Raw genomic sequence first — 20,513 nt, forward strand, 5'->3', positions numbered from 1 at the left:
AATGTTAATTTTCAATACCGTGAATTCAATATTATTGTATCTTTGAGTGTAGGTTTTGATTATTGCTTTAATTTATCAATCTGTTTTTTAAGAAAGATTATTTACTGAACGAATCAAAATTGACATGAGAGGCCTGTTAAAAGGCCTCTTTTTTTTGTTGTCTTTTTTGTTTGGAATCAAAAATGCTAATAAATAGTTAAAATACTGAACTATAGATTGTTAATCAAAAAATTATTGTATCTTTGAGTGTAGATTTTTGATTAATTATCTAATATATCAATCTGTCAAAAGAAAGAAATTAATAGTGAATCAAAATTTATCAAAATCGGAGGTCTGTCAAACGGCCTCCTTTTTTATTTAATACTTTCAAGGAAATCAGCTGAAGCGTAGTCGGACGTACACGTGTTTGATTCCTTTTTTGTCGGAATCGCGTTCGTCGATTTCCAGTATTTCGGTCAGGGATTTCAGCATCGGGGTCAGTTTGTTAAAACCATAATTACGCGGATCGAATTCGGGTTTTTTCTTCACGATAAGATTTCCTACATCGCCCAGGAATGCCCAGCCATCATCATCTCCAATATCTTCAATAGTAGATTCAATTAGTTCAATGGTTGGCAGATCCACTTTGTTCAATGTTTTTGGGACTTCTTTTTTAGTACCCATAACAATTGCAGTATTTGATGCGGCTCTTTTGGGTGATTTTTTGCTGGTGGCGCCATCCAGTACTTCAATGTAAATAAACCGATCGCAGGCAACGATAAAGGAATTTGGGGTTTTCTTTTCGCCAATTCCGATGACTTTCATTCCGGATTCCCGAAGGCGGATGGCCAATCTGGTGAAATCACTGTCGCTGGAAACAATGCAAAATCCATCCAGTTTATCGGAATAGAGTAAATCCATCGCATCAATGATTAAGGCAGAATCTGAGGAGTTTTTTCCTACTGTATAACTGTATTGCTGAATTGGCGTAATGGCGTGTTCCAATAAAACGCTTTTCCAACCGGCAGCATTTGGCTTGGTCCAATCCCCATAAATCCGTTTTGTGGTTGGTGTTCCGAACTTGGCAATTTCTTCCATCATTCCTTTTACATTCCGATACGGAACGTTGTCGGCGTCAATGAGGACGGCAAGTTTTAATTCTTTTGTATTAGGCGACATAGACTCTTTATTGAAATGGTTCTCCAAATATACAAAGTTTTATTGTGGAAAATGACCTAGCCCTGATGGAAACGGCATCCCACGCTTTTCGCGTGGATACAGTGTACAGCAGGAAACAGCTCCTGAAAATAATTTTGCTTTCAATACCATAATACATTTTAAATAATTATTTTTGCGGCTTATTGTATAAAATAATAGTACTGAACATATCATGGTAAAAGATTTATTCGAAAGAATTCAGAACAATAAAGGGCCTTTAGGTAAATGGGCTTCACAAGCGGAGGGTTATTTTGTTTTCCCTAAATTAGAGGGAGAACTTGGTCCTAGAATGCAATTTGGTGGAAAAGAGATATTAAACTGGTCTATTAATGATTATCTCGGTTTAGCAAATCACCCGGAAGTGCGTCAGGCAGATACTGATGCAGCGATTCAATATGGTGCAGCATATCCGATGGGTGCACGTATGATGAGCGGACATACCAAATACCACGAACAATTAGAGGAAGAATTGGCTGCTTTTGTAATGAAGGAATCGGCGTATTTATTGAATTTCGGATATCAGGGAATGGTATCTATCATTGATGCCCTGGTTACCAAAAATGATATTATCGTGTATGATGTGGATTCGCATGCCTGTATCATTGATGGCGTTCGTCTGCATATGGGAAAACGTTTTACATACAAACACAATGATGTGGAAAGTATGGAAAAAAACCTCCAGCGTGCAACCAAGATGGCCAAAGAAACCGGAGGCGGAATCTTGTTTATCACTGAAGGGGTTTTTGGTATGAGAGGACAGCAGGGAAAACTGAAAGAAATTGTTGCTATGAAGCAAAAATACAATTTCCGTTTACTTGTAGATGATGCACACGGTTTTGGAACACTTGGAAAAACAGGAGCAGGAGCGGGAGAGGAGCAAGGGGTTCAGGATGATATTGATGTTTATTTTTCGACTTTTGCAAAATCGATGGCCAATATTGGAGCATTCGTTGCTGCAGATGCTGCTATTATCGATTATCTAAAATACAATTTACGTTCTCAAATGTTTGCTAAAGCATTACCTATGATCCAGACAATCGGTTCATTAAAACGATTGGAATTGTTGCGTAATCACCCAGAATTGAAAGACAAACTTTGGGAGAACGTTAATGCGTTGCAAAACGGATTACGCTCAAGAAATTTCAATATTGGCGATACAAATACGTGCGTTACCCCTGTTTATCTGGAAGGAAGTGTACCGGAAGCGATGATTATGGTAAATGATTTGAGAGAAAATTATGGTATTTTCTTGTCAATTGTGATTTATCCGGTAATTCCAAAAGGGATTATTTTATTGAGAATGATACCTACATCTTCTCATACATTTTCTGATATTGAGGACACCTTAACGGCTTTTGAAGCAATTCGTGAAAAGTTAGAAAACGGTACTTATAAGGAAATTGCAGAAAGAACTACTGTCGATGTTTCTTAATGCAAACTGTTAATTATATAAAAAACCCATCCGCCGCGGCGGATGGGTTTTTTGTTTACATTTATGTCAAATCAATTTAAAGACCTGAAGTCTATGAAAAAAGTAATGATTATCAACTTGGTTTTAGTGAGTCTTTTGGTCTCTTGTAAAAAGGATAAAGCAGCAGAAATCATTCCTGAAAATGAAACTTCAGTAATCGTTAGGCCGATTTCAGAATGTTATGTCGGAGTTCTTGAAAGAGATACCATCTCACTCACTATAAGTATAAATAAAAATAAAGTAGCGGGAGAATTAAGCTATAAATTCTTTGAAAAGGACAGCAATTCAGGAATAATATCCGGAACAATGAAAGGCAATACACTTATAGCGGAGTATACGTTCCAGTCCGAAGGGCAAACCTCAATCAGGCAGGTTGCTTTTTTGAAAAAGGGGAACACTTTTATTGAAGGCTATGGCGATGTTATGGATGATAATGGAAAAACAAAATTTAGAGACACGAAGCAATTACATTTTGATGGAAAGCCGCTGTCCAAAGTGGAATGTAAGATGTAAATAAAAACGGCTCCATTTGGAGCCATTTTTTATAAATCTATTCGATACGTACATCTGCGCTTGTTGATTTCCGGGTCAAAATGTTTCCACATATTAATGCTGGCTGCATTGTCAGCTAATTCGGGAGTTCTAAAACAATTAATAATTCCTTTCTTTGTGAAAGTCTCATAATACTCCTTAAAAATGATTGCGGTAACGGCTTTGTTCTGATAATCCGGATGAACTCCGATAAGGTAGAAAAGCACGTCTTTACTGTTTTTTTTAGCTTTCAGTAAATTGATGAATCCGAAAGGAAATAATTTTCCATTGGCTTTTTGAAGCGCCTGAGAAAAGGAAGGCATCACAATACTGAAAGCAACAATATTATGCTCCTTATCCTCAACAAATTTGATATATTCGGGGTTTATAAACGGAATGTATTTTTTCTTGAAATATTCCTTTTGCTTATCGGTTATTGCTACGAATGAAGCTAACGGCGCGTAGGATTCATTGAATAGGTCGAACATTTTATCCACCAGCGGCAACACTTCTTTTGTCGTTTTGAAATTGATGGGTTTTAATTGGTATCTTTTCTTAACGAGATCATTCGCTTTCTCAAAAAATTCCGGTTTAACATTTGAAAAAGGGAATTTGCTTTCGATATATTCCTTTTCCTTCACATAACCCAACTGCTCAAAATGCGCTTTGTAATAAGGATAACTGTACCAGGTTGCCATAGTTCCAACCTGATCAAAGCCTTCGGTGAGCACACCTACTTTATCTAAATTGGAGAAACCCATCGGGCCTTCAACATACTCAAGATTGTTTTTCCGGCCTAATTCATAGACTTTTTCCAAAAGGGCTTTGGTCACTTCAATATCATCAATAGCATCAAACCATCCAAAACGGACTTTCTTTTTTTGTTGGTCGTTTATCTCACTCCAATTTACGATTGCGGCAATCCGGCCTACAATTTGATTGTCATGGTAAGCTAGGTAAAATTGAGCATCCGCATTTTCAAAAGCGGTATTCTTTTTTTTGTCAAAAGTTTCCTGCTCATCGCTGATCAGCGGCGGAACCCAATACGGATTGTTTTTGTATAATGTAAAAGGAAATTTTATAAAATCTAATAATTCGCTTTTTGTAACTGCTTCTTTAATTGTAATCATTTGTGTTTATTTATCGCCTTCTACTTCGTCTAAACGTTTTTTGCTTTTATCTTTTTTTCCTTTTTTCTCTTTTTTCTTGTCTTCTTTGCTTTTTTTCTTAGGGACACGAAGCATTACCTCGCTGTAATTTTCGTCAAAACGCCATGAAAGTCCTACACCTGCAAACAATAAGGAAGGAGTGTCTTTGAAATTGGTTCCAATGGAAGCGTCAAGCTGAACATTTTCCATAATCAGGTACGCAGCTCCACCACGAACAAGAACATCTGAATAATAATCGCCCATAATTCCTTGGTTTTCCACAAATCCGGACCATCTTTCGTTAAATCCTCTGGTTAAAGTTATGATGTAGGCATAGGATGAGTAATCCGTTCCGATTTTATCTGCGATGACGTTCCCAACCAATACATATCTTCCAAATTGATTTTGGGTTAACAATACGGCTTTCGGGCTCATTTTTGGTTCGTTCGGAAATGCAAAAGGATTATCTCCAATATTTAAATTCAAACCGGCATAAAGGCCCACTGCTGGGATGAAACTTTTCCAGCTGAATTTATGATTTTTTTTCCAACTGTACAGATCAGGTTTGCCTTCCGGTTTTTTGTTCGGGTCATAAAAAAGGAATTTGGCTCCTATAGTAGTTTGTTTCAGGCCGCTTCTTTTTTCATGTAAGTCGGCGGACTTATACCAGTCTTTTTGATATTGGAAGTCTACGCTGAATTCCAATTGTTCCAATAGAGCGCCATAACGTATACTCAAATCCGACCCAAAACCGTCCGCTTCATAATGCAAAAGGTCGTGATTCTCGCGGATTCCGTAAAAACCGAGTTCTGCCTGAATAACTGTTTTTCCTACAGAAAAAGCAGCTAATGACTCACCGGGACGATTTGAATTAATGACATCGGTAAACTGGCCGTAATTTAAAGTCGTTGTCAGCAGGGCAAAAAACAGTACGGTTGACTTGGTAGGAATCATATTTTATCTTTTAAATAACACTAAAACGCAGTTCAAATGTACTATATTTTATTATTTATTTAAGATTGATATTTTAATTATGACCTTTGGATTTATTATTTTTGTCAAAATATTTCTAATCATGGAAACAGCCTCTTTCAACGGATTTCTAAAAACACTGGTTTACATTGTAGCCTTTTATTATATATTCAAATTCTTGGCCCGTATCTTTCTTCCAATTGTTGTTAAAAAAGTAGTTGATAAAGCCGGACAGAATTTTCAGCAGCAATATCAAAACACTCATACCTCTCATACGACCTCTAATCGTGAGGAGATTGTTATTGATACTTCCAATGCAACCAAACCCCGGGAGACCAAAAAAGTCGGTGAATATGTTGACTTTGAGGAATTAGATTAAGGCATTAATTGCTGTTTTTAAATTTCAGAATTGTACTATTTATTTTTTACTTTTACATCCTACTAAAAATAAAAAATGAAAACACTTCAGAAGTTTTATCCTCATGCTTTAGCCTTATTGGGTTTTGTTTTAATTTCCTTAATTTATTTTTATCCGGTCCTTCAGGGCAAGAAAATTTCTCAATCCGATATTGTTCAATATACCGGAATGGCCAAAGAGCAAAACGATTTCCGTGCTGTTGAACATGCAGAACCGTATTGGACCAATTCCGCTTTTGGTGGCATGCCAACGTATCAGTTGGGAGCTAATTATCCACATGATTATGTTGGGAAACTGGACGATATGTTGCGTTTTCTTCCTCGTCCTGCTGATTATTTATTTCTTTATTTCCTAGGTTTTTATGCTTTATTATTGGTATTGAAAACGGATCCGCTGAAAGCATTTTTTGGTGCTTTGGCATTTGGGCTTTCCACTTATCTTATCGTAATTATTGGTGTTGGACATAATGCCAAAGCGCATGCCATTGCTTATATGCCATTAGTAATTGCCGGTTTTATTCTTGTTTTTAATAAAAAATATATAAAAGGCGGATTACTGACCATGCTGGCGGTTGCATTGGAAATCAATGCGAATCACTTCCAGATGACGTACTACTTACTATTGCTGCTATTGGTTTTGGGTTGTTACTTTTTGTATGAAATAATAAAAAATAGAGAGGCAGCTTCTTTGCCGAAAATAGCAGGAACATTTCTGGTTGCCATCATTTTGGCCGTCGGCGTAAATGCTACAAGTTTGTTGGCTACTAAGGAATATGCGGATTTCAGTATGCGGGGAAAAAGCGAATTGTCTTTTAATCCTGATGGTTCCAAAAATACTACGACGGCTGCCATGTCAAATGATTATATCACCGAATACAGTTATGGTGTCGCCGAAAGTCTGAACCTGATCGCGCCCCGTCTTTTTGGTGGTTCGAGTTCTGAAAATGTGGGCACCGACAGTAAATTGTATGAATTTATGGTTGGCCAGGGTGCTACGGATGAACAGGCGAAACAATTTGCCGAAAATGGACCGACGTATTGGGGATCGCAACCCATGGTTGCAGCGCCAGCTTACATTGGCGCTATTGTCTTCTTCTTATGTATCTTAGCTTTATTTCATGATAAACGTACTATTAAATATGCATTTCTCGCGGGAGCAATTCTGTCTTTGCTGCTTTCATGGGGTAAAAATTTTCCTGTCTTAACAGATTTCTTTATTCAATATGTTCCGATGTATGACAAATTCAGAGCGGTTTCGTCAATACAAGTACTGTTGGAATTATGCATACCGGTGCTTGCTGTAATGGGACTGCAATCGTTTTTTAAAGAGAATGAAAATCAAAAAAAATCCTTGCTTTATACAGGCGCAACAGCAATTGGTTTGGTTGTTTTGTTGTTTTTGGCAAAAAGCATGTTTTCGTTTTCGACCGAGAATGATGAATATTTTATTCAGACCTATGGAAAAGAAGCCGGATCAGCCTTTTTGGATGTATTGAAAGAAGACCGCATCAGTTTGTATACTGCTGATTTATTACGTTCCGGGTTTTTTATGATTGTAGCTTTTATTGCGCTGTGGTTTCATATTAAAGGACGATTGGCTCAGAATACGGCTATCATTATTATAGGAGTATTTATGGTGGGGGACTTGTTTTTTGTTGATAAAAAATATGTGAGCAATACGCCTGAACAATTTAAAAGCGCCTACGAAGTGGATGTTCCATTCCAGGAAACTCCGGCAGATGTTGAAATTTTAAAAGACAAATCGATTTTCAGGGTTTATGAAATTCAGGGAAGATTACAGGGTAGAACCTCATATTTCCATAAATCGGTGGGAGGTTACAGTGCGGTGAGACCGAGACGTTACAATCAGGTTTTTGATTATCAGGTTGATCAGCAGTTGGGTAATATCGGAGAAAACGTGGATCCAAAAACAATGAGTCTGACCAAAAATATTCCGATTCTGAATGCATTGAATGTAAAATATCTACTGCTGCAAACACAAGATGGACAAAGCGTACCTATTACGAATCCAAATGCCAACGGAAATGCATGGTTTGTCGATTCAGTAAAATTTGTTAATTCGCCTGATGCTGAAATGAAAGCTTTAAGCAGTTTTGATTCTAAGAAAGTCGCAATCGTTAATGAAAGCTGGAAAAAGACAATAAAAGTAAATGCTATTCAGGCGGACAGTCTGGCGACCATAACGGTAGATACCTACAAACCCAATTACATCAAATATACATCCAACAATACCAATGAAGGTATGGCAGTTTTCTCTGAAGTCTATTATCCAAAAGGATGGCATGTTTATATTGACGGAAAAGCTACCGAGTATTTTTCAGCCGATTTTGTTTTGAGAGCGTTACAGATACCGGCAGGAAAACACACCATCGAATTCAAATTTGAACCAGAAGTGGTGAAGACCGGAAGTGCCATAGCTTTGTTCAGCTCCATAGCAATGATATTGTTATTGGCAGGTGGTATTTATTTTGAAAATAAGAAGAAGGTTAACGTTTAAATTTTAACCGAATCCATCATAATGAAAAAAGTACTTATCATCACTTATTATTGGCCACCAGCGGGAGGACCCGGAGTTCAGCGGTGGTTGAAGTTTGTGAAGTACCTGCCTGATTTTGGCATTCAGCCGATTGTGTATATTCCTGAAAATCCAACCTATCCGATAATGGATATTGGGTTGCTTTCGGAAGTATCTGAAAAAGCGATTATTGTGAAACGAAAAATTGTTGAACCCTACCAATGGGCGTCGATTTTTTCAAAAAATAAAGCCAGAGAAATCAGTTCCGGGATTATTCCCAATCAAAAGAAACAATCTTTCTTAGAGAAGTCACTGCTTTGGATACGAGGGAATGTTTTTATTCCGGACGCCCGGGTTTTTTGGGTAAAGCCTTCCGTGTCTTTTCTGGAGAAATACATTCAGGAGCATGATATCGATACTATCATTACATCGGGTCCACCACACAGTCTGCATTTGATTGGATTCGAATTAAAGCAAAAATTAAAGATTACCTGGTTTGCTGATTTTCGCGATCCATGGACAACGATTGGTTATCATAAAGCGTTGAAATTATCATCTTTTGCAGAAAAAAAACATAAGAAATTAGAAAGCCAGGTATTAAATACTGCCGACACTATTTTAGTGACCAGCAAAACAACTAAAGCCGAATTCCAAACACTAACTTCCAAACCGATTGAGATCATTACAAATGGTTTTGATGTGGAGAAAATTGGAAAGCAGGCTTTGGACGAAAAATTTACAATAGCCCATATCGGTTCTTTTTTATCGGAAAGAAATCCGAGAATTTTATGGCAGTCATTGGCTGAATTAATTGAAGAGAATGATTCATTCGCGGCCAATTTTCAGTTGAAATTAATAGGGACGGTAAGCCAGGAAGTTTTGGACACCATTGAAAATTTTCAACTAACTTCATATTTGAATAATTTGGGACTTGTTTCACACGATGCAGCAATTACACACCAAAAAAAGTCACAGGTTTTATTATTGATTGAAATCGATTCGGAAGAAACTAAAAGTATTATTCCGGGGAAATTATTTGAATATATGGTTTCCGAAAGACCCATTATTGCTGTAGGCCCGAAGGATTCTGATTTCGCCGAGATTATCCAAAATACCAATACGGGTGTGTTTGTTCAGTACGATGAAAAGGAGCGATTGAAAAACACCCTATTGTCCTATTACAGTCAGTATTTAGAAGGGAAATTACAATCGCACGGAGTAGGACTTCAACAATATTCCAGAAAAAACCTGACGGAAAAACTCGCCAATTTATTAAAACGATAATATGGGAATTGTATTAAATCAATCCATTAAAAACACAGTCATTACCTATTTCGGTTTTGGGATCGGGGCGATTAATGCATTGTTTTTATACACCAATTTTTTGGGAAAAACTCATTATGGAATGGTGGCCTTTTTGCTTTCTGCAGCCAATATTATGATGCCGTTGATGGCTTTTGGGGTACACAGTACATTGATCCGATTTTATTCGAAATGCAACTCTGAGGAAGAACGGGAAAAGTTTCTGAGTTTTATGCTCGTGATGCCGTTGCTTTTAATTGTTCCTATTTCCGCAATCACTTATTTTTGTTACGATCAGATTGCTTTTTTCATCCTTCGGAAAAACCCTGAAATAAGTCCGTTCTTATGGCTGATTCCGATAATAGGAATCTGTATGGGTTATTTTGAGGTGTATTATGCGTGGGTAAAAGTGCATATGAAGTCCGTTTTTGGGAATTTCATCAGTGAAGTCGTAGTCCGGATTGTGGTCATGATTTTGCTTTTCGCCGTGCATTGGGACTGGATTGAGAAAGACACTTTCATTTATGCGCTTTCGGGGGCTTACGGTTTGCAGCTTGTTGCGATGAAAACGTATGCGATGTATATAAAAGCGCCGGTTTTAAAATTCCATATTCCGCATAATATAAAGGAGATTGTTGGATATTCCTTTTTTATCATTTTATCCGGAAGCGTGGCAGTCTTATTGATGGATTTTGATAAAGTGATGATTCCTCTTTACATTAAGATTGAAAATAATGCGGTTTATTCGGTAGCTATATTCATTGCAACGGTAATTGCAGTTCCCAGTCGGGCGATGCTGCAGATTATCTATCCGATTACTGCTAAATTGATGAACGAAAATAAGCACGAAGAACTGGATGATTTATACAAGAAAAGCGCCATCAACTTACAGGTTTTTGGGGGATTGGTCATGCTGGGTATTTTTCTGAACATCCAGGAATTGTATAAATTGATTCCGGGTGATTATACTGGTGGGGTTATTGTGGTTTTCATCATTGGATTAACCAAGTTCTATGACGTCATTTTGGGAAATAATAATGCGATCATCCTGAATACCAAATATTACCGGATGGTTTTGTTTTTTGGGCTTTTATTGGTTTTTATGATGATTGTCTTGAATATGATATTGATTCCGCCGTATGGAATTGTGGGTTCAGCCTGGGCAACATTAATTTCGGTGATGGTTTACAATACGATAAAACTTGTGTTTGTGGTTAAGAAAATGAAACTATATCCATTTACATCCAACACGGCTAAATCTTTCGGGATTATTATTGCCGTTTTTTTAGCGTTCTATTTTTGGGATTTCCCATTTCAGCCGATTGTAAATATTGTCCTGAAATCAGTTCTCATTACATTAGTGTATGTTGTTGCCAATTATAAAATGGCTGTTTCTGCTGAGGTGAATCAGGTCATCCGGAAGTATATCAAAAAGTAAATTCCCTAGCCCTGATGGAAACGGCATCCCACGCTTTTTTGCGTGGATATAGTGGACAGCAGGAAAAAGCTCCCAATAAAAAACCCGCTGATTAGGAATATCAACGGGCCTTTCTTCAAACCATTTAACCAAACAAACTATTTTTTATCTTTTTTGATTTCTAATTTTTGTGCATCGTCTTCCACTTTAACCTTGGTACCATCGGTTTTGTAGTAATAGTAATCCTGGTCGTTTGAAGTAGAATTGTTTTCGTATTCATTGCTGTAATAGCCTTGGCTGCAACCGTTGCTTCTGCGTCCTTTTACATCGCCCACCATGTCGATGATCTGACCGTGACGGTTGTAAATAATCTGTAAGCCGCCTACCTGAGTCAAGGCAATCCGGTTGTAGGTCATATAAACAGAACCAATTCTTTTGATTCGGTCATTTCCGTCATAGTTGATGAATACATTCCCGACACGTCTTACGCGTCCAAAATTATCATGCTCCACACGCACACCATAGTTGCCGTTTTGTACTTGTGCAGGAGCCCCATGAGTAGCATTTACAGCTCCTCTTCGGTTTGCTTTATAGTAAATATCGCCAGTTGAAGGGCGTGTATTGAAATCGAATTGGCCGTCAGGAAAAACAAAGAACTCAATTCCTCTTTCTGTAAATACGATTGGATCTGCATCTCTAAAATCTACAGGTAATCTTCTCTCATCAGAAAAATTGATTATTTCTGAAGCATTCGCTACACTTCCTACCAGAAAGATACTAGCTACTAAAAGGGTAATTTTTTTCATAATCAATATAATTTGAGTTTTGCCTACTCTTGAGCTTTTCGGCTTCCGCTTTATTTGATTTGGTATATTCAAGTAGCGTGCCAAAAAAACAAAGTCTGAGGAGCGTTTTTTATAATGGCGGTATAATTATTTGATAATAAAACAGTTGCGTGTTTAATAATTTAATTTATTTTTGACTTTTTGATTTTTAAATTATGATTCGTTCATTAATACGCGGTTTTCATGATGGTATTTCTTATTTTTATTACCAAAAAAATATAAATACTTTACTTTTTTTAAAATTTATGTATCTTTAAACTTTTAAAACAAAAAAATTATCATGTTGAAAAAAACGAAAGCAGGTAAACCTCATTTTTTTGATAGATTTTCCTCCAAAGTGTCGAAAGCTACCGGTAGCACGCCTGCTTTTCTTTGTGCCTTGGGAGTCGTACTTGTTTGGGCAGCCACCGGGCCATTTTTTGATTATTCGGAAACATGGCAGCTGGTGATTAATACGGGAACAACGATTATCACCTTTTTAATGGTGTTCGTGATTCAGAAAGCCCAAAATAAAGATTCACTTGCCGTACAATTAAAACTGAATGAATTGGTTGCTTCTCATGAATATGCCAGTAACCGCTTGGTAGATGTGGAAGATTTGACTGAAGAAGAGATGCAGGTATTGCAGAAATATTATGTAATGTTAAGCCGTTTGAGTAAAAAAGAGGACAGCCTGCGGATTTCACACTCGATAGACGAAGCTGAAGAGCTCAATATGATTAAAAAAGAAAAAATTAATAAACCGGAAAAAAAGACCAGAAAAAAATAGTAATATGCATAACCCCTAAACCTACTCATGAAATCAATTCTTTTTAAAATTTCAATATACAGTTGTATCGCTTTAATGTGTTATGGTACTGCGAATGGACAAACCTACGTCCCAGCTTATGGTTCCGTCGTCGGGCAATGCTCGAGTTCCAATGTTCTGACCAGCCTGACCGAATTTGAAGCCTTGGGTGTAAAACGTAGAGGAACAACTTCATTGGCAAATACGTTGGCTTGGATTAAAAATAAATATTTAAGCTACGGATACACTGCCGGACAAATTGTCGAAGACTCTTACACATATTCGGGTTCTACTTCAGCCTGTAAAAATCTGATTCTTACCAAAATTGGAACACTTTATCCAAATACTTATGTTATCATTTGTGGCCACTATGATTCAATTACCGGAAAGGGAACAAATGACAATGGTAGCGGGACTTCTATTCTTTTGGAAACTGCCCGTTTATTGCAAAATGTTTCCACCGAGTATTCTATAAAATTTATCAATTTTAGCGGGGAAGAAGATGGGCTGTATGGAAGCCAGCATTATGTATCTTCTGTTGTAAACGGGACGACCCCAAAGATGGATATCCGGTTGGTACTGAATATCGATGAAGTAGGTGGGGTGGCCGGAATGACCAATAACACCATTACCTGTGAACGTGATACCGGGAGTCCAACCACCAATAATGCCGCTTCTAATACGATTACTAACGAATTGATTGCGTGTGTAGGCTTATATTCTCCGTTGAGCACGTATTTGAACTATGCGTATGCTTCAGATTATATGCCTTTTGAAGACAATAATGAGATAATTACCGGTTTTTTTGAAAAAAACGAAAGCCCGTACCGACATACTGCTAATGATTTATTGGTAAATATGGATCCCACATACGTTTACAACATTGCAAAAGCAACAGTGGGCGCTGCGATGCATTTTGCAAAAGCGAGTACAGTTTTAGCTACTAATGATTTTGCTAATGACTTTCAGGTTAGTTTTTTTCCGAATCCAACGAAAGAGTTGTTGAATATCAATATAGGAACATTAAGTGAAGAAAGCTATACGTTTAAATTAGTCGATTTGCAAGGTAAAACAGTATTCTCAAAAACGGTTCAACAGGCTAAACAGATCGAGTCAATTACCGTAAATGAATGCAGTAAAGGAATGTATCTTGGGGTATTGGAAACAACAAGTAAAAGGATTACTAAGAAAATAGTCCTGAATTAGTTAGAATAAGATTAAAAAAGCCTTCAGTTGATGAAGGCTTTTTTACGGATTATAGTTTTTCTTTTAAATATTTACCGGTCACCGAAGCTTTATTTTTTACGACTTCTTCCGGCGTTCCGACAGCTAAAATCTGTCCGCCGTTTTCTCCGCCTTCCGGCCCTAAATCTATTACATAATCGGCACATTTGATCAGGTCTAGATTGTGTTCAATTACGATAATGGAATGTCCTTTGTCTATTAATGCATCGAAAGAGGTTAAAAGTTTCTTGATATCATGAAAATGAAGTCCTGTGGTAGGCTCATCAAAAACGAATAGCGCTTTGTCTTTGGTACTTCCCTTTACCAGAAAGGAAGCGAGTTTGATACGCTGCGCTTCTCCGCCGGAAAGTGTCGACGATGACTGTCCCAGTTGAACATAACCCAAACCGACATCCTGTAATGGCTGAAGTTTTTGGGAGATTTTAGTTTGTTTGGTTTCCACAAAAAAGCTTACCGCATCATCAATGGTCATCGTCAGGATGTCATCAATATTTCTTCCTTCAAAATAAATTTCCAGGATTTCTTTCTTAAACCGCTTACCATTACAGGTATCACAAGGTAATTGCACGTCGGCCATAAAAACCATTTCGACATTGATGGAACCTTCTCCTTTACAGGTTTCGCAACGGCCGCCATCGACATTAAAAGAAAAATGTTTGGGTTGGTAACCTCTGATTTTTGATAATTTTTCTTTTGCGAATAAATCCCTGATGTCATCATATGCCTTGATATAGGTAACAGGATTTGACCGGGAACTTCGTCCAATTGGGTTTTGGTCTACGTATTCAATATGCTGAATTTTATGATAATATCCGCGCATTTCTGTGAATTGTCCCGCTTTTTCACCAACACCATCCAATTGTTTTTGCATGGCGGGAAACAGGATTTTTTTTACCAACGTACTTTTTCCGCTTCCGGAAACCCCGGTAATAACAGTAAGCACCTCCAAAGGAAATTTGACATCAACATTTTGCAGATTGTTTTCGCGTGCGCCTAAAATTTCAATGTAGGTTGACGATTTTCTCCGGGTTCTGGGGACTTTAATTTCCAGATCTCCATTTAAATATTTTGCAGTCAGTGAATCGGATTGCAAGATTTCCTCAAACGTTCCTTGTGCAACCAATTCTCCACCATGCGTTCCGGCTTCGGGCCCAATATCAATAATCATATCAGCTGCTTTCATGATATCTTCATCATGTTCAACGACAATAACCGTATTTCCTAAATCACGGAGCGAAAGCAATACCTTAATCAGGCGTTCTGTATCTTTGGGATGCAATCCAATGCTCGGTTCGTCCAAAATGTACATGGAACCAACCAAGCTGCTCCCGAGCGATGTTGCTAAATTGATGCGCTGGGATTCCCCGCCAGATAATGTAGCTGAATTTCGGTTAAGGGTCAGGTAATCCAAACCTACTTCCACCAGGAAATTAAGACGGTTATTGATTTCTAACAAAAGTCTTTTCGCTACTTTTTGGTCAAATTCCGATAAACGCATCGAAGCAAAAAAGGCCGTCAGGTTTTTAATAGGCAAATCAACCAAATCCGATAAAGTCTTGCCTTCAATTTTAATGTAAGATGCTTCCTCGCGCAGACGTTTTCCCTTGCAGGCATAACATTTGGTTTTTCCGCGATAGCGCGATAACATTACACGGTTTTGGATTTTATAATTTTTTTCTTCCAATTCCTTGAAAAAATCATTCAGTCCTGTAAAATAGGTATTGCCTTCCCAAAGTACAGCCCGATCATTTTGTGTTAGTTCGAAATACGGTTTGTGTATCGGGAAGTCAAACTTATAAGCGTGTTTTACTAATTCATCGCGATACCAGCCCATGCTCTCGCCTCTCCAGGCAAACACGGCATTTTCATAAATAGACAAAGCAGTATTGGGAATCACAAGCTCTTCATCAATTCCGATGATATTTCCATAACCGCCACAAACGGGACAGGCTCCGTATGGATTATTAAAACTGAATAAATGGACATTGGGTTCCAAAAACGAAATCCCGTCCAATTCAAAGTTACTGCTGTAAGTAAATCGTTTGTCACTATTCAGTTCCTGTAGATAACAGATTCCTTTGCCTTCATAAAATGCGGCCTGGATTGCATCGGCCAAACGATTATAGAATTCTTCTTCCTCTTTGACAACAATTCGGTCAATAATCAAAAGAATGTCCTTGTTGTCAAGTGAATGGCCGTCGATTTCATCCAGCCGGATCATTTCATTTTTTACCAAAATCCTCGAAAACCCTTGCTGTAATAATGCTTTTAATTTGTCTTCCAAAGCCCTGCCATTTTCCAGGTGGATCGGCGCAAGAAGTAACCATTTGCTGTCGATTTCAAATGATTTGATGTCATTGATCGCATCTGAAACAGTGTCTTTCTTTACTTCACGACCTGACACAGGGGAGTAGGTCTTACCGATTCGGGCGTAAAGCAATTTGAGGTAATCATATATTTCTGTTGAAGTACCCACGGTGGAACGGGCGTTTGTAGTGTTTACTTTTTGCTCAATTGCAATAGCTGGAGCTATTCCCTTGATATACTCAACTTTAGGTTTGTCTAAACGTCCTAAAAATTGTCTTGCATACGAAGACAAGCTTTCCACATATCTTCGTTGCCCCTCGGCATATAAGGTATCAAATGCTAAACTGGATTTACCAGAACCGGAAAGTCCGGTTATCACAACTAGTTTATTGCGTGGAATTGCCACATCCAGATTCTTTAAATTGTGAACCTGTGCTCCTTTGATGATGATATTTCGTTTGGGATCTAATGTAGATATGTCAACTTGCATATAAAAAAGTGTCTTTACACAAAGATAATCAAATCTAAACAGACAATTTTGGTTTTGAAAGCTGTTTTTAATGAGAGGTAAACGCCTCATTTTACTCTATATATCATACTAAAAATAGTACTTATTGCATTTAATGTGTTAATTTTTTGATTTTTTTTTGGGCGGTAAAAAAAAATTGTACTACATTTGGGTATTAATTAATCTTAATTTAACATTTGCCTATAAACAGAAAACTACTTTTTAGAGAAATTCTCAAATTTTAAACCAAAACTAAAAGGTATTTTTATGGCTAATGTACAAACCCCAGACGCGATATTGGTAAAAAGTTATGTAGCAGGTGATGAAAACGCTTTGGCTACATTAATCAATAGGCATCAATCGAAAATTTATGGTTTTATCTATTCCAAAATCTCTGACAGGGATGTTTCGGATGATATATTTCAGGACACTTTCATTAAAGTTATCAAAACTTTAAAATCAAATTCCTATAATGAAGAAGGTAAATTTCTACCTTGGGTAATGCGGATTGCACACAATCTGATTATCGATCATTTCCGAAAAACTAAAAAAATGCCATTGTTTCGCGAAACAGAGGAGTTTTCGATATTTTCGATTATGACCGATAATGTGCCCAACGTAGAAACCCAAATGATTATCAGCCAGGTTGAAAATGATTTGAAAAAATTGATTGAAGAACTTCCAAATGATCAGAAAGAAGTTTTAGTGATGCGTATTTACCAGGATTTAAGTTTTAAGGAAATCTCAGATATAACAGGCGTTAGCATTAATACCGCTCTTGGCAGAATGCGATATGCATTAATGAATTTGAGGAAAGTTATTGAAAAACATCAAATAATATTAACCAATTAATACTATTTTGGAATTTGCTGCGTTATAAATGATATAAACTAAAATGTATATCAATTATGGCCAAAATTTACTCTAAAAAAACATTAGCAACTCCAAAAATGTTACCACAAAAAGAAACGATAAGTTTTTTGCTCAATTATTCAAAAGCCTTGAATATTGTAAAAGTTGGAAACATGACTTTCGAGAATATTGCTAATTAGGAAACATCCCGGTATTATTTATCGGGATGTTTTTTTATAATATTCTTCCAAAACTGTTTTTCTTCCAATAGTTTTTGTGATAATATCTTTGTCGAGGTCCCAACCTCGCGCAGGCGAATATTCCCTGCCATACCAAATCATCTGTAGGTGCAAATCATTCCATATTTCTCTTGGGAAAATCCGTTTGGCATCCTTTTCCGTTTTTGTTACATTTTTGCCAGAAGTCAGATTCCAGCGATACATCAGCCTATGAATGTGCGTATCAACGGGGAACGCAGGAACTCCAAATGCCTGTGACATTACCACACTTGCCGTTTTATGTCCCACAGCCGGAAGCGCTTCCAAGGCCTCAAAACTTTGAGGAACCAATCCTTCGTGCTTATCAATTAAAATATGTGACAATCCGTGGATTCCTTTCGATTTCATTGGTGATAAACCACATGGGCGAATAATGTCCTGAATTTCTCCAACAGACAATTTAATCATATCATACGGATTATCGGCTTTTGCAAAAAGTAATGGTGTGATTTGATTCACCCGAACATCCGTGCATTGGGCTGATAATAAAACCGCGATCAATAGGGTGTAGGGATCTTTGTGGTCAAGCGGAATTGGAATTTCGGGATAGTACTTGGCCAGTGTATCAATTACAAATTGAACTTTTTCTTCTTTGTTCATTTTTTTGGATGCGAATTGGAAATTAGGATTACGAAAGTACGGATTTTAATTTTGTAACTTTGATTTTCAATTTGAAACGACAGACAATGACAAAATTAAAAAAAGGAGATAAAGCACCTTCATTCTCAGCACTAGATCAGGACGGAAAAACACATACTTTGGCTGATTATAATGGTAAAAAATTAGTGGTTTTCTTTTATCCAAAAGCCAGTACGCCAGGCTGCACAACGGAAGCATGTGACTTACGGGATAATTTTGAAAGGTTTCAGGCTAATAATTATGCCTTATTGGGGGTGAGTGCAGATTCTCAAAAAGCACAAAGCAAATTTAAGGATAAGTTCGATTTTCCTTTTCCGTTATTGGCTGATGAGGATAAATCGGTGATAGGAGCTTTTGGTGTTTGGGGTCCGAAAAAATTTATGGGAAGAGAGTATGATGGCATCCACAGAACAACATTTGTTATTGATGAAAACGGAATAATCGAGGATGTGATTACAGACGTAAAAACAAAAGCGCACGCCAATCAGATATTGCAATGAATAAAAAGCCAGGAAAATCATCCTGGCTTTTTTATAATGTTTGTTTAGTTCGTCTGTTCCAACATTTTACTGGGGTCAAAACCAAATAAACGGTGTTCTTTTATCAGTTCGGCAATTCCGGGAGGAAGCATTTCTTCCCATCCTGGTTTACCGTTGTTAATCATTTTAAGTACTTCACGGGAGAAAACTTCCAAAGTGTGAGGGTCAAAGTCGTCAATATCAATTACTTTTCCGTTGAATTTAAAGAATTTATACAACTCTTTCATTCGAGGATGAACTTTCAGGTTTTCAGAATTGATAATTTCTCCGTTTTCTCCTAACATCGGATATAGGAAAACTTTCAGGTCGCGGTAGAATAATTTTCCGAATGCTTCCAAAATACCTCCACTTAAATGACGGTAGTATTTCTCATCAAATATATCAATCAGGTTATTCACACCCATCGCCAATCCCATACGGGCCTTGGTATAGTTAGAAAAATATTCAACCACTTTATAATATTCCTGGAAATTAGAAATCATTACGGTTTGGCCCAGAGAACAAAGCAATTCGGCCCGGTCCATAAAATCGCGTTCGTCAATTTCTCCGTCGGAACGTAAGTTGGAAAGCGTAATTTCAAAAATAACCAAGGTGTTATCCTTGTCCACTTTACTTTCGTTAAGGAACATTTTCAACGATTTCTCGTACATGTCCATATTTACTTTGGTTACCGGACGGAAACTTCCGCGCAGCGCCAATATATTTTTCTTGTACAGTATGGCTGCCGGTAAAATATTATTTCCGGTTGGATCAAACATTACCGCATCGGTCATTCCGTTTTTAACCAATTGCAGACTCATCAAACGATTGTCTACATTCGCAAAACGAGGCCCAGAGAAATTAATGGTGTCAATTTCAAACTGGTCTTTATCCAGGTGGTCGTATAAATAACGTAATATTCTTTTCGGATCGTTGTATTTATAATAGGCTCCATAAATCAGGTTTACACCTAAAATACCCAATGTTTCCTGTTGCAAACGGGCATCAGTTTCCTTGAAACGGATATGGATGATAATTTCATTGTAGTCTTCGTCAGGTTCTATTTGGTAGCGGATTCCAACCCAACCATGACCTTTGAATTGCTTGGCAAAATCAATTGTGGCAACCGTATTGGCATAACTGAAAAACATTTTGCTTGGATGCTTATCTCTTTTCAGACGCTCCTCAATTAGATTAACCTCATGCGAAAGCATCTTTTTCAATCGGCTTTCAGTTACGTAACGCCCATCTTCCTCAATCCCATAAATAGCATCACTAAAATCCTTATCATAAGCTGACATGGCTTTAGCAATTGTTCCAGAAGAACCTCCAGATCTAAAAAAATGTCGCACCGTTTCCTGGCCTGCGCCAATTTCGGCAAAGGTACCATAGATGTTTTCGTTCAGATTGATACGAAGTGCTTTGTCTTTTGTAGATGGTATTTGTTCGATGACTCTGTCACCTTTTAACTTTATTTCCGTGTCCATTTTGATATATCGCTATACTAGTTTACAAAGTTAACAAAATAGGGCTTCAATAAAAG

At 37.4% G+C, this 20,513-nt stretch carries 18 protein-coding genes; 11 read left to right on the forward strand and 7 right to left on the reverse strand.

The genetic code is table 11. The features are described from left to right. Window positions 1-375: 375 nt before the first annotated feature. A complete protein-coding gene (locus FNW07_RS09155; protein WP_126742709.1) occupies window positions 376-1,158 on the reverse strand; it encodes an NYN domain-containing protein in 783 nt (260 codons plus the stop codon). A gap of 211 nt (window positions 1,159-1,369) precedes the next feature. On the opposite strand from FNW07_RS09155, the gene FNW07_RS09160 reads away from it, so the two are divergent. Together FNW07_RS09160 and FNW07_RS09165 are read left to right on the forward strand one after the other, a co-directional pair. After that, a complete protein-coding gene (locus tag FNW07_RS09160; protein WP_126742708.1) occupies window positions 1,370-2,629 on the forward strand; it encodes an aminotransferase class I/II-fold pyridoxal phosphate-dependent enzyme in 1,260 nt (419 codons plus the stop codon). A gap of 63 nt (window positions 2,630-2,692) precedes the next feature. Beyond that, window positions 2,693-3,181, forward strand: coding sequence for a hypothetical protein (locus FNW07_RS09165; RefSeq protein ID WP_148110486.1), 489 nt, complete (start codon window positions 2,693-2,695; stop codon window positions 3,179-3,181). A gap of 29 nt (window positions 3,182-3,210) precedes the next feature. Here the strand turns inward: FNW07_RS09165 and FNW07_RS09170 are convergent, their stop codons facing one another. After that, a complete protein-coding gene (locus FNW07_RS09170) occupies window positions 3,211-4,329 on the reverse strand; it encodes a GTP cyclohydrolase (RefSeq protein WP_126742706.1) in 1,119 nt (372 codons plus the stop codon). Between the two features lie 6 nt (window positions 4,330-4,335). Continuing rightward, window positions 4,336-5,301 carry a transporter gene (locus FNW07_RS09175; RefSeq protein ID WP_126742705.1) on the reverse strand — a complete coding sequence of 322 codons (966 nt, stop codon included), beginning with the start codon at window positions 5,299-5,301 and terminating at the stop codon, window positions 4,336-4,338. 121 nt (window positions 5,302-5,422) lie between these two features. Here FNW07_RS09175 and FNW07_RS09180 point away from each other — a divergent pair, with 121 nt between their 5' ends. The 4 genes from FNW07_RS09180 (at window position 5,423) to FNW07_RS09195 (ending at window position 11,012) form a co-directional block, all read left to right on the forward strand. After that, entirely contained in the window at window positions 5,423-5,698 is a 276-nt protein-coding gene (locus tag FNW07_RS09180; protein WP_126742704.1) for a DUF4834 family protein, read from the forward strand. A 75-nt stretch (window positions 5,699-5,773) separates the two neighbouring features. After that, the gene (locus FNW07_RS09185; RefSeq protein ID WP_126742703.1) at window positions 5,774-8,254 is read left to right on the forward strand and encodes a YfhO family protein; all 2,481 of its coding nucleotides are present in this window, start codon (window positions 5,774-5,776) and stop codon (window positions 8,252-8,254) included. 21 nt (window positions 8,255-8,275) lie between these two features. Continuing rightward, on the forward strand, window positions 8,276-9,556 hold the full coding sequence (locus FNW07_RS09190; protein ID WP_126742702.1) for a glycosyltransferase family 4 protein: 1,281 nt from the start codon (window positions 8,276-8,278) through the stop codon (window positions 9,554-9,556). Between the two features lies 1 nt (window position 9,557). Continuing rightward, a complete protein-coding gene (locus FNW07_RS09195; RefSeq protein WP_126742701.1) occupies window positions 9,558-11,012 on the forward strand; it encodes a lipopolysaccharide biosynthesis protein in 1,455 nt (484 codons plus the stop codon). 137 nt (window positions 11,013-11,149) lie between these two features. Here the strand turns inward: FNW07_RS09195 and FNW07_RS09200 are convergent, their stop codons facing one another. Continuing rightward, window positions 11,150-11,797 carry a hypothetical protein gene (locus tag FNW07_RS09200; protein WP_126742700.1) on the reverse strand — a complete coding sequence of 216 codons (648 nt, stop codon included), beginning with the start codon at window positions 11,795-11,797 and terminating at the stop codon, window positions 11,150-11,152. Window positions 11,798-12,116: 319 nt separating this feature from the next. On the opposite strand from FNW07_RS09200, the gene FNW07_RS09205 reads away from it, so the two are divergent. Next, window positions 12,117-12,605: a low affinity iron permease family protein gene (locus FNW07_RS09205; RefSeq protein ID WP_126742699.1), complete on the forward strand. Its 489-nt coding sequence runs from the start codon at window positions 12,117-12,119 to the stop codon at window positions 12,603-12,605. 27 nt (window positions 12,606-12,632) lie between these two features. Then, window positions 12,633-13,829 carry a M28 family peptidase gene (locus tag FNW07_RS09210; RefSeq protein WP_255512740.1) on the forward strand — a complete coding sequence of 399 codons (1,197 nt, stop codon included), beginning with the start codon at window positions 12,633-12,635 and terminating at the stop codon, window positions 13,827-13,829. A gap of 49 nt (window positions 13,830-13,878) precedes the next feature. On the opposite strand, the gene uvrA is transcribed toward FNW07_RS09210, so the two are convergent. Further along, window positions 13,879-16,665 carry an excinuclease ABC subunit UvrA gene (uvrA, locus tag FNW07_RS09215; protein WP_126742698.1) on the reverse strand — a complete coding sequence of 929 codons (2,787 nt, stop codon included), beginning with the start codon at window positions 16,663-16,665 and terminating at the stop codon, window positions 13,879-13,881. Window positions 16,666-16,950: 285 nt separating this feature from the next. On the opposite strand from uvrA, the gene FNW07_RS09220 reads away from it, so the two are divergent. Continuing rightward, the gene (locus FNW07_RS09220) at window positions 16,951-17,535 is read left to right on the forward strand and encodes an RNA polymerase sigma factor (protein ID WP_126742697.1); all 585 of its coding nucleotides are present in this window, start codon (window positions 16,951-16,953) and stop codon (window positions 17,533-17,535) included. 56 nt (window positions 17,536-17,591) lie between these two features. Further along, window positions 17,592-17,735, forward strand: a complete 144-nt coding sequence (locus tag FNW07_RS13795) for a hypothetical protein (protein ID WP_185964636.1) — start codon at window positions 17,592-17,594, stop codon at window positions 17,733-17,735. Between the two features lie 18 nt (window positions 17,736-17,753). On the opposite strand, the gene nth is transcribed toward FNW07_RS13795, so the two are convergent. Then, window positions 17,754-18,413 (reverse strand): endonuclease III, encoded by a 660-nt coding sequence (gene nth / locus FNW07_RS09225; protein WP_126742696.1) that lies wholly within the window; start codon window positions 18,411-18,413, stop codon window positions 17,754-17,756. An 86-nt stretch (window positions 18,414-18,499) separates the two neighbouring features. Between nth and bcp the strand changes: the two genes are divergently transcribed. Next, entirely contained in the window at window positions 18,500-18,952 is a 453-nt protein-coding gene (gene bcp / locus FNW07_RS09230) for a thioredoxin-dependent thiol peroxidase (RefSeq protein WP_126742695.1), read from the forward strand. A gap of 44 nt (window positions 18,953-18,996) precedes the next feature. On the opposite strand, the gene FNW07_RS09235 is transcribed toward bcp, so the two are convergent. Beyond that, window positions 18,997-20,457: a TonB-dependent receptor gene (locus FNW07_RS09235; RefSeq protein WP_126742694.1), complete on the reverse strand. Its 1,461-nt coding sequence runs from the start codon at window positions 20,455-20,457 to the stop codon at window positions 18,997-18,999. Between the last annotated feature and the right edge of the window lie 56 nt (window positions 20,458-20,513).

The sequence above is a fragment of the Flavobacterium sp. GT3R68 genome (assembly GCF_007109225.1).
Taxonomy (GTDB): domain Bacteria; phylum Bacteroidota; class Bacteroidia; order Flavobacteriales; family Flavobacteriaceae; genus Flavobacterium.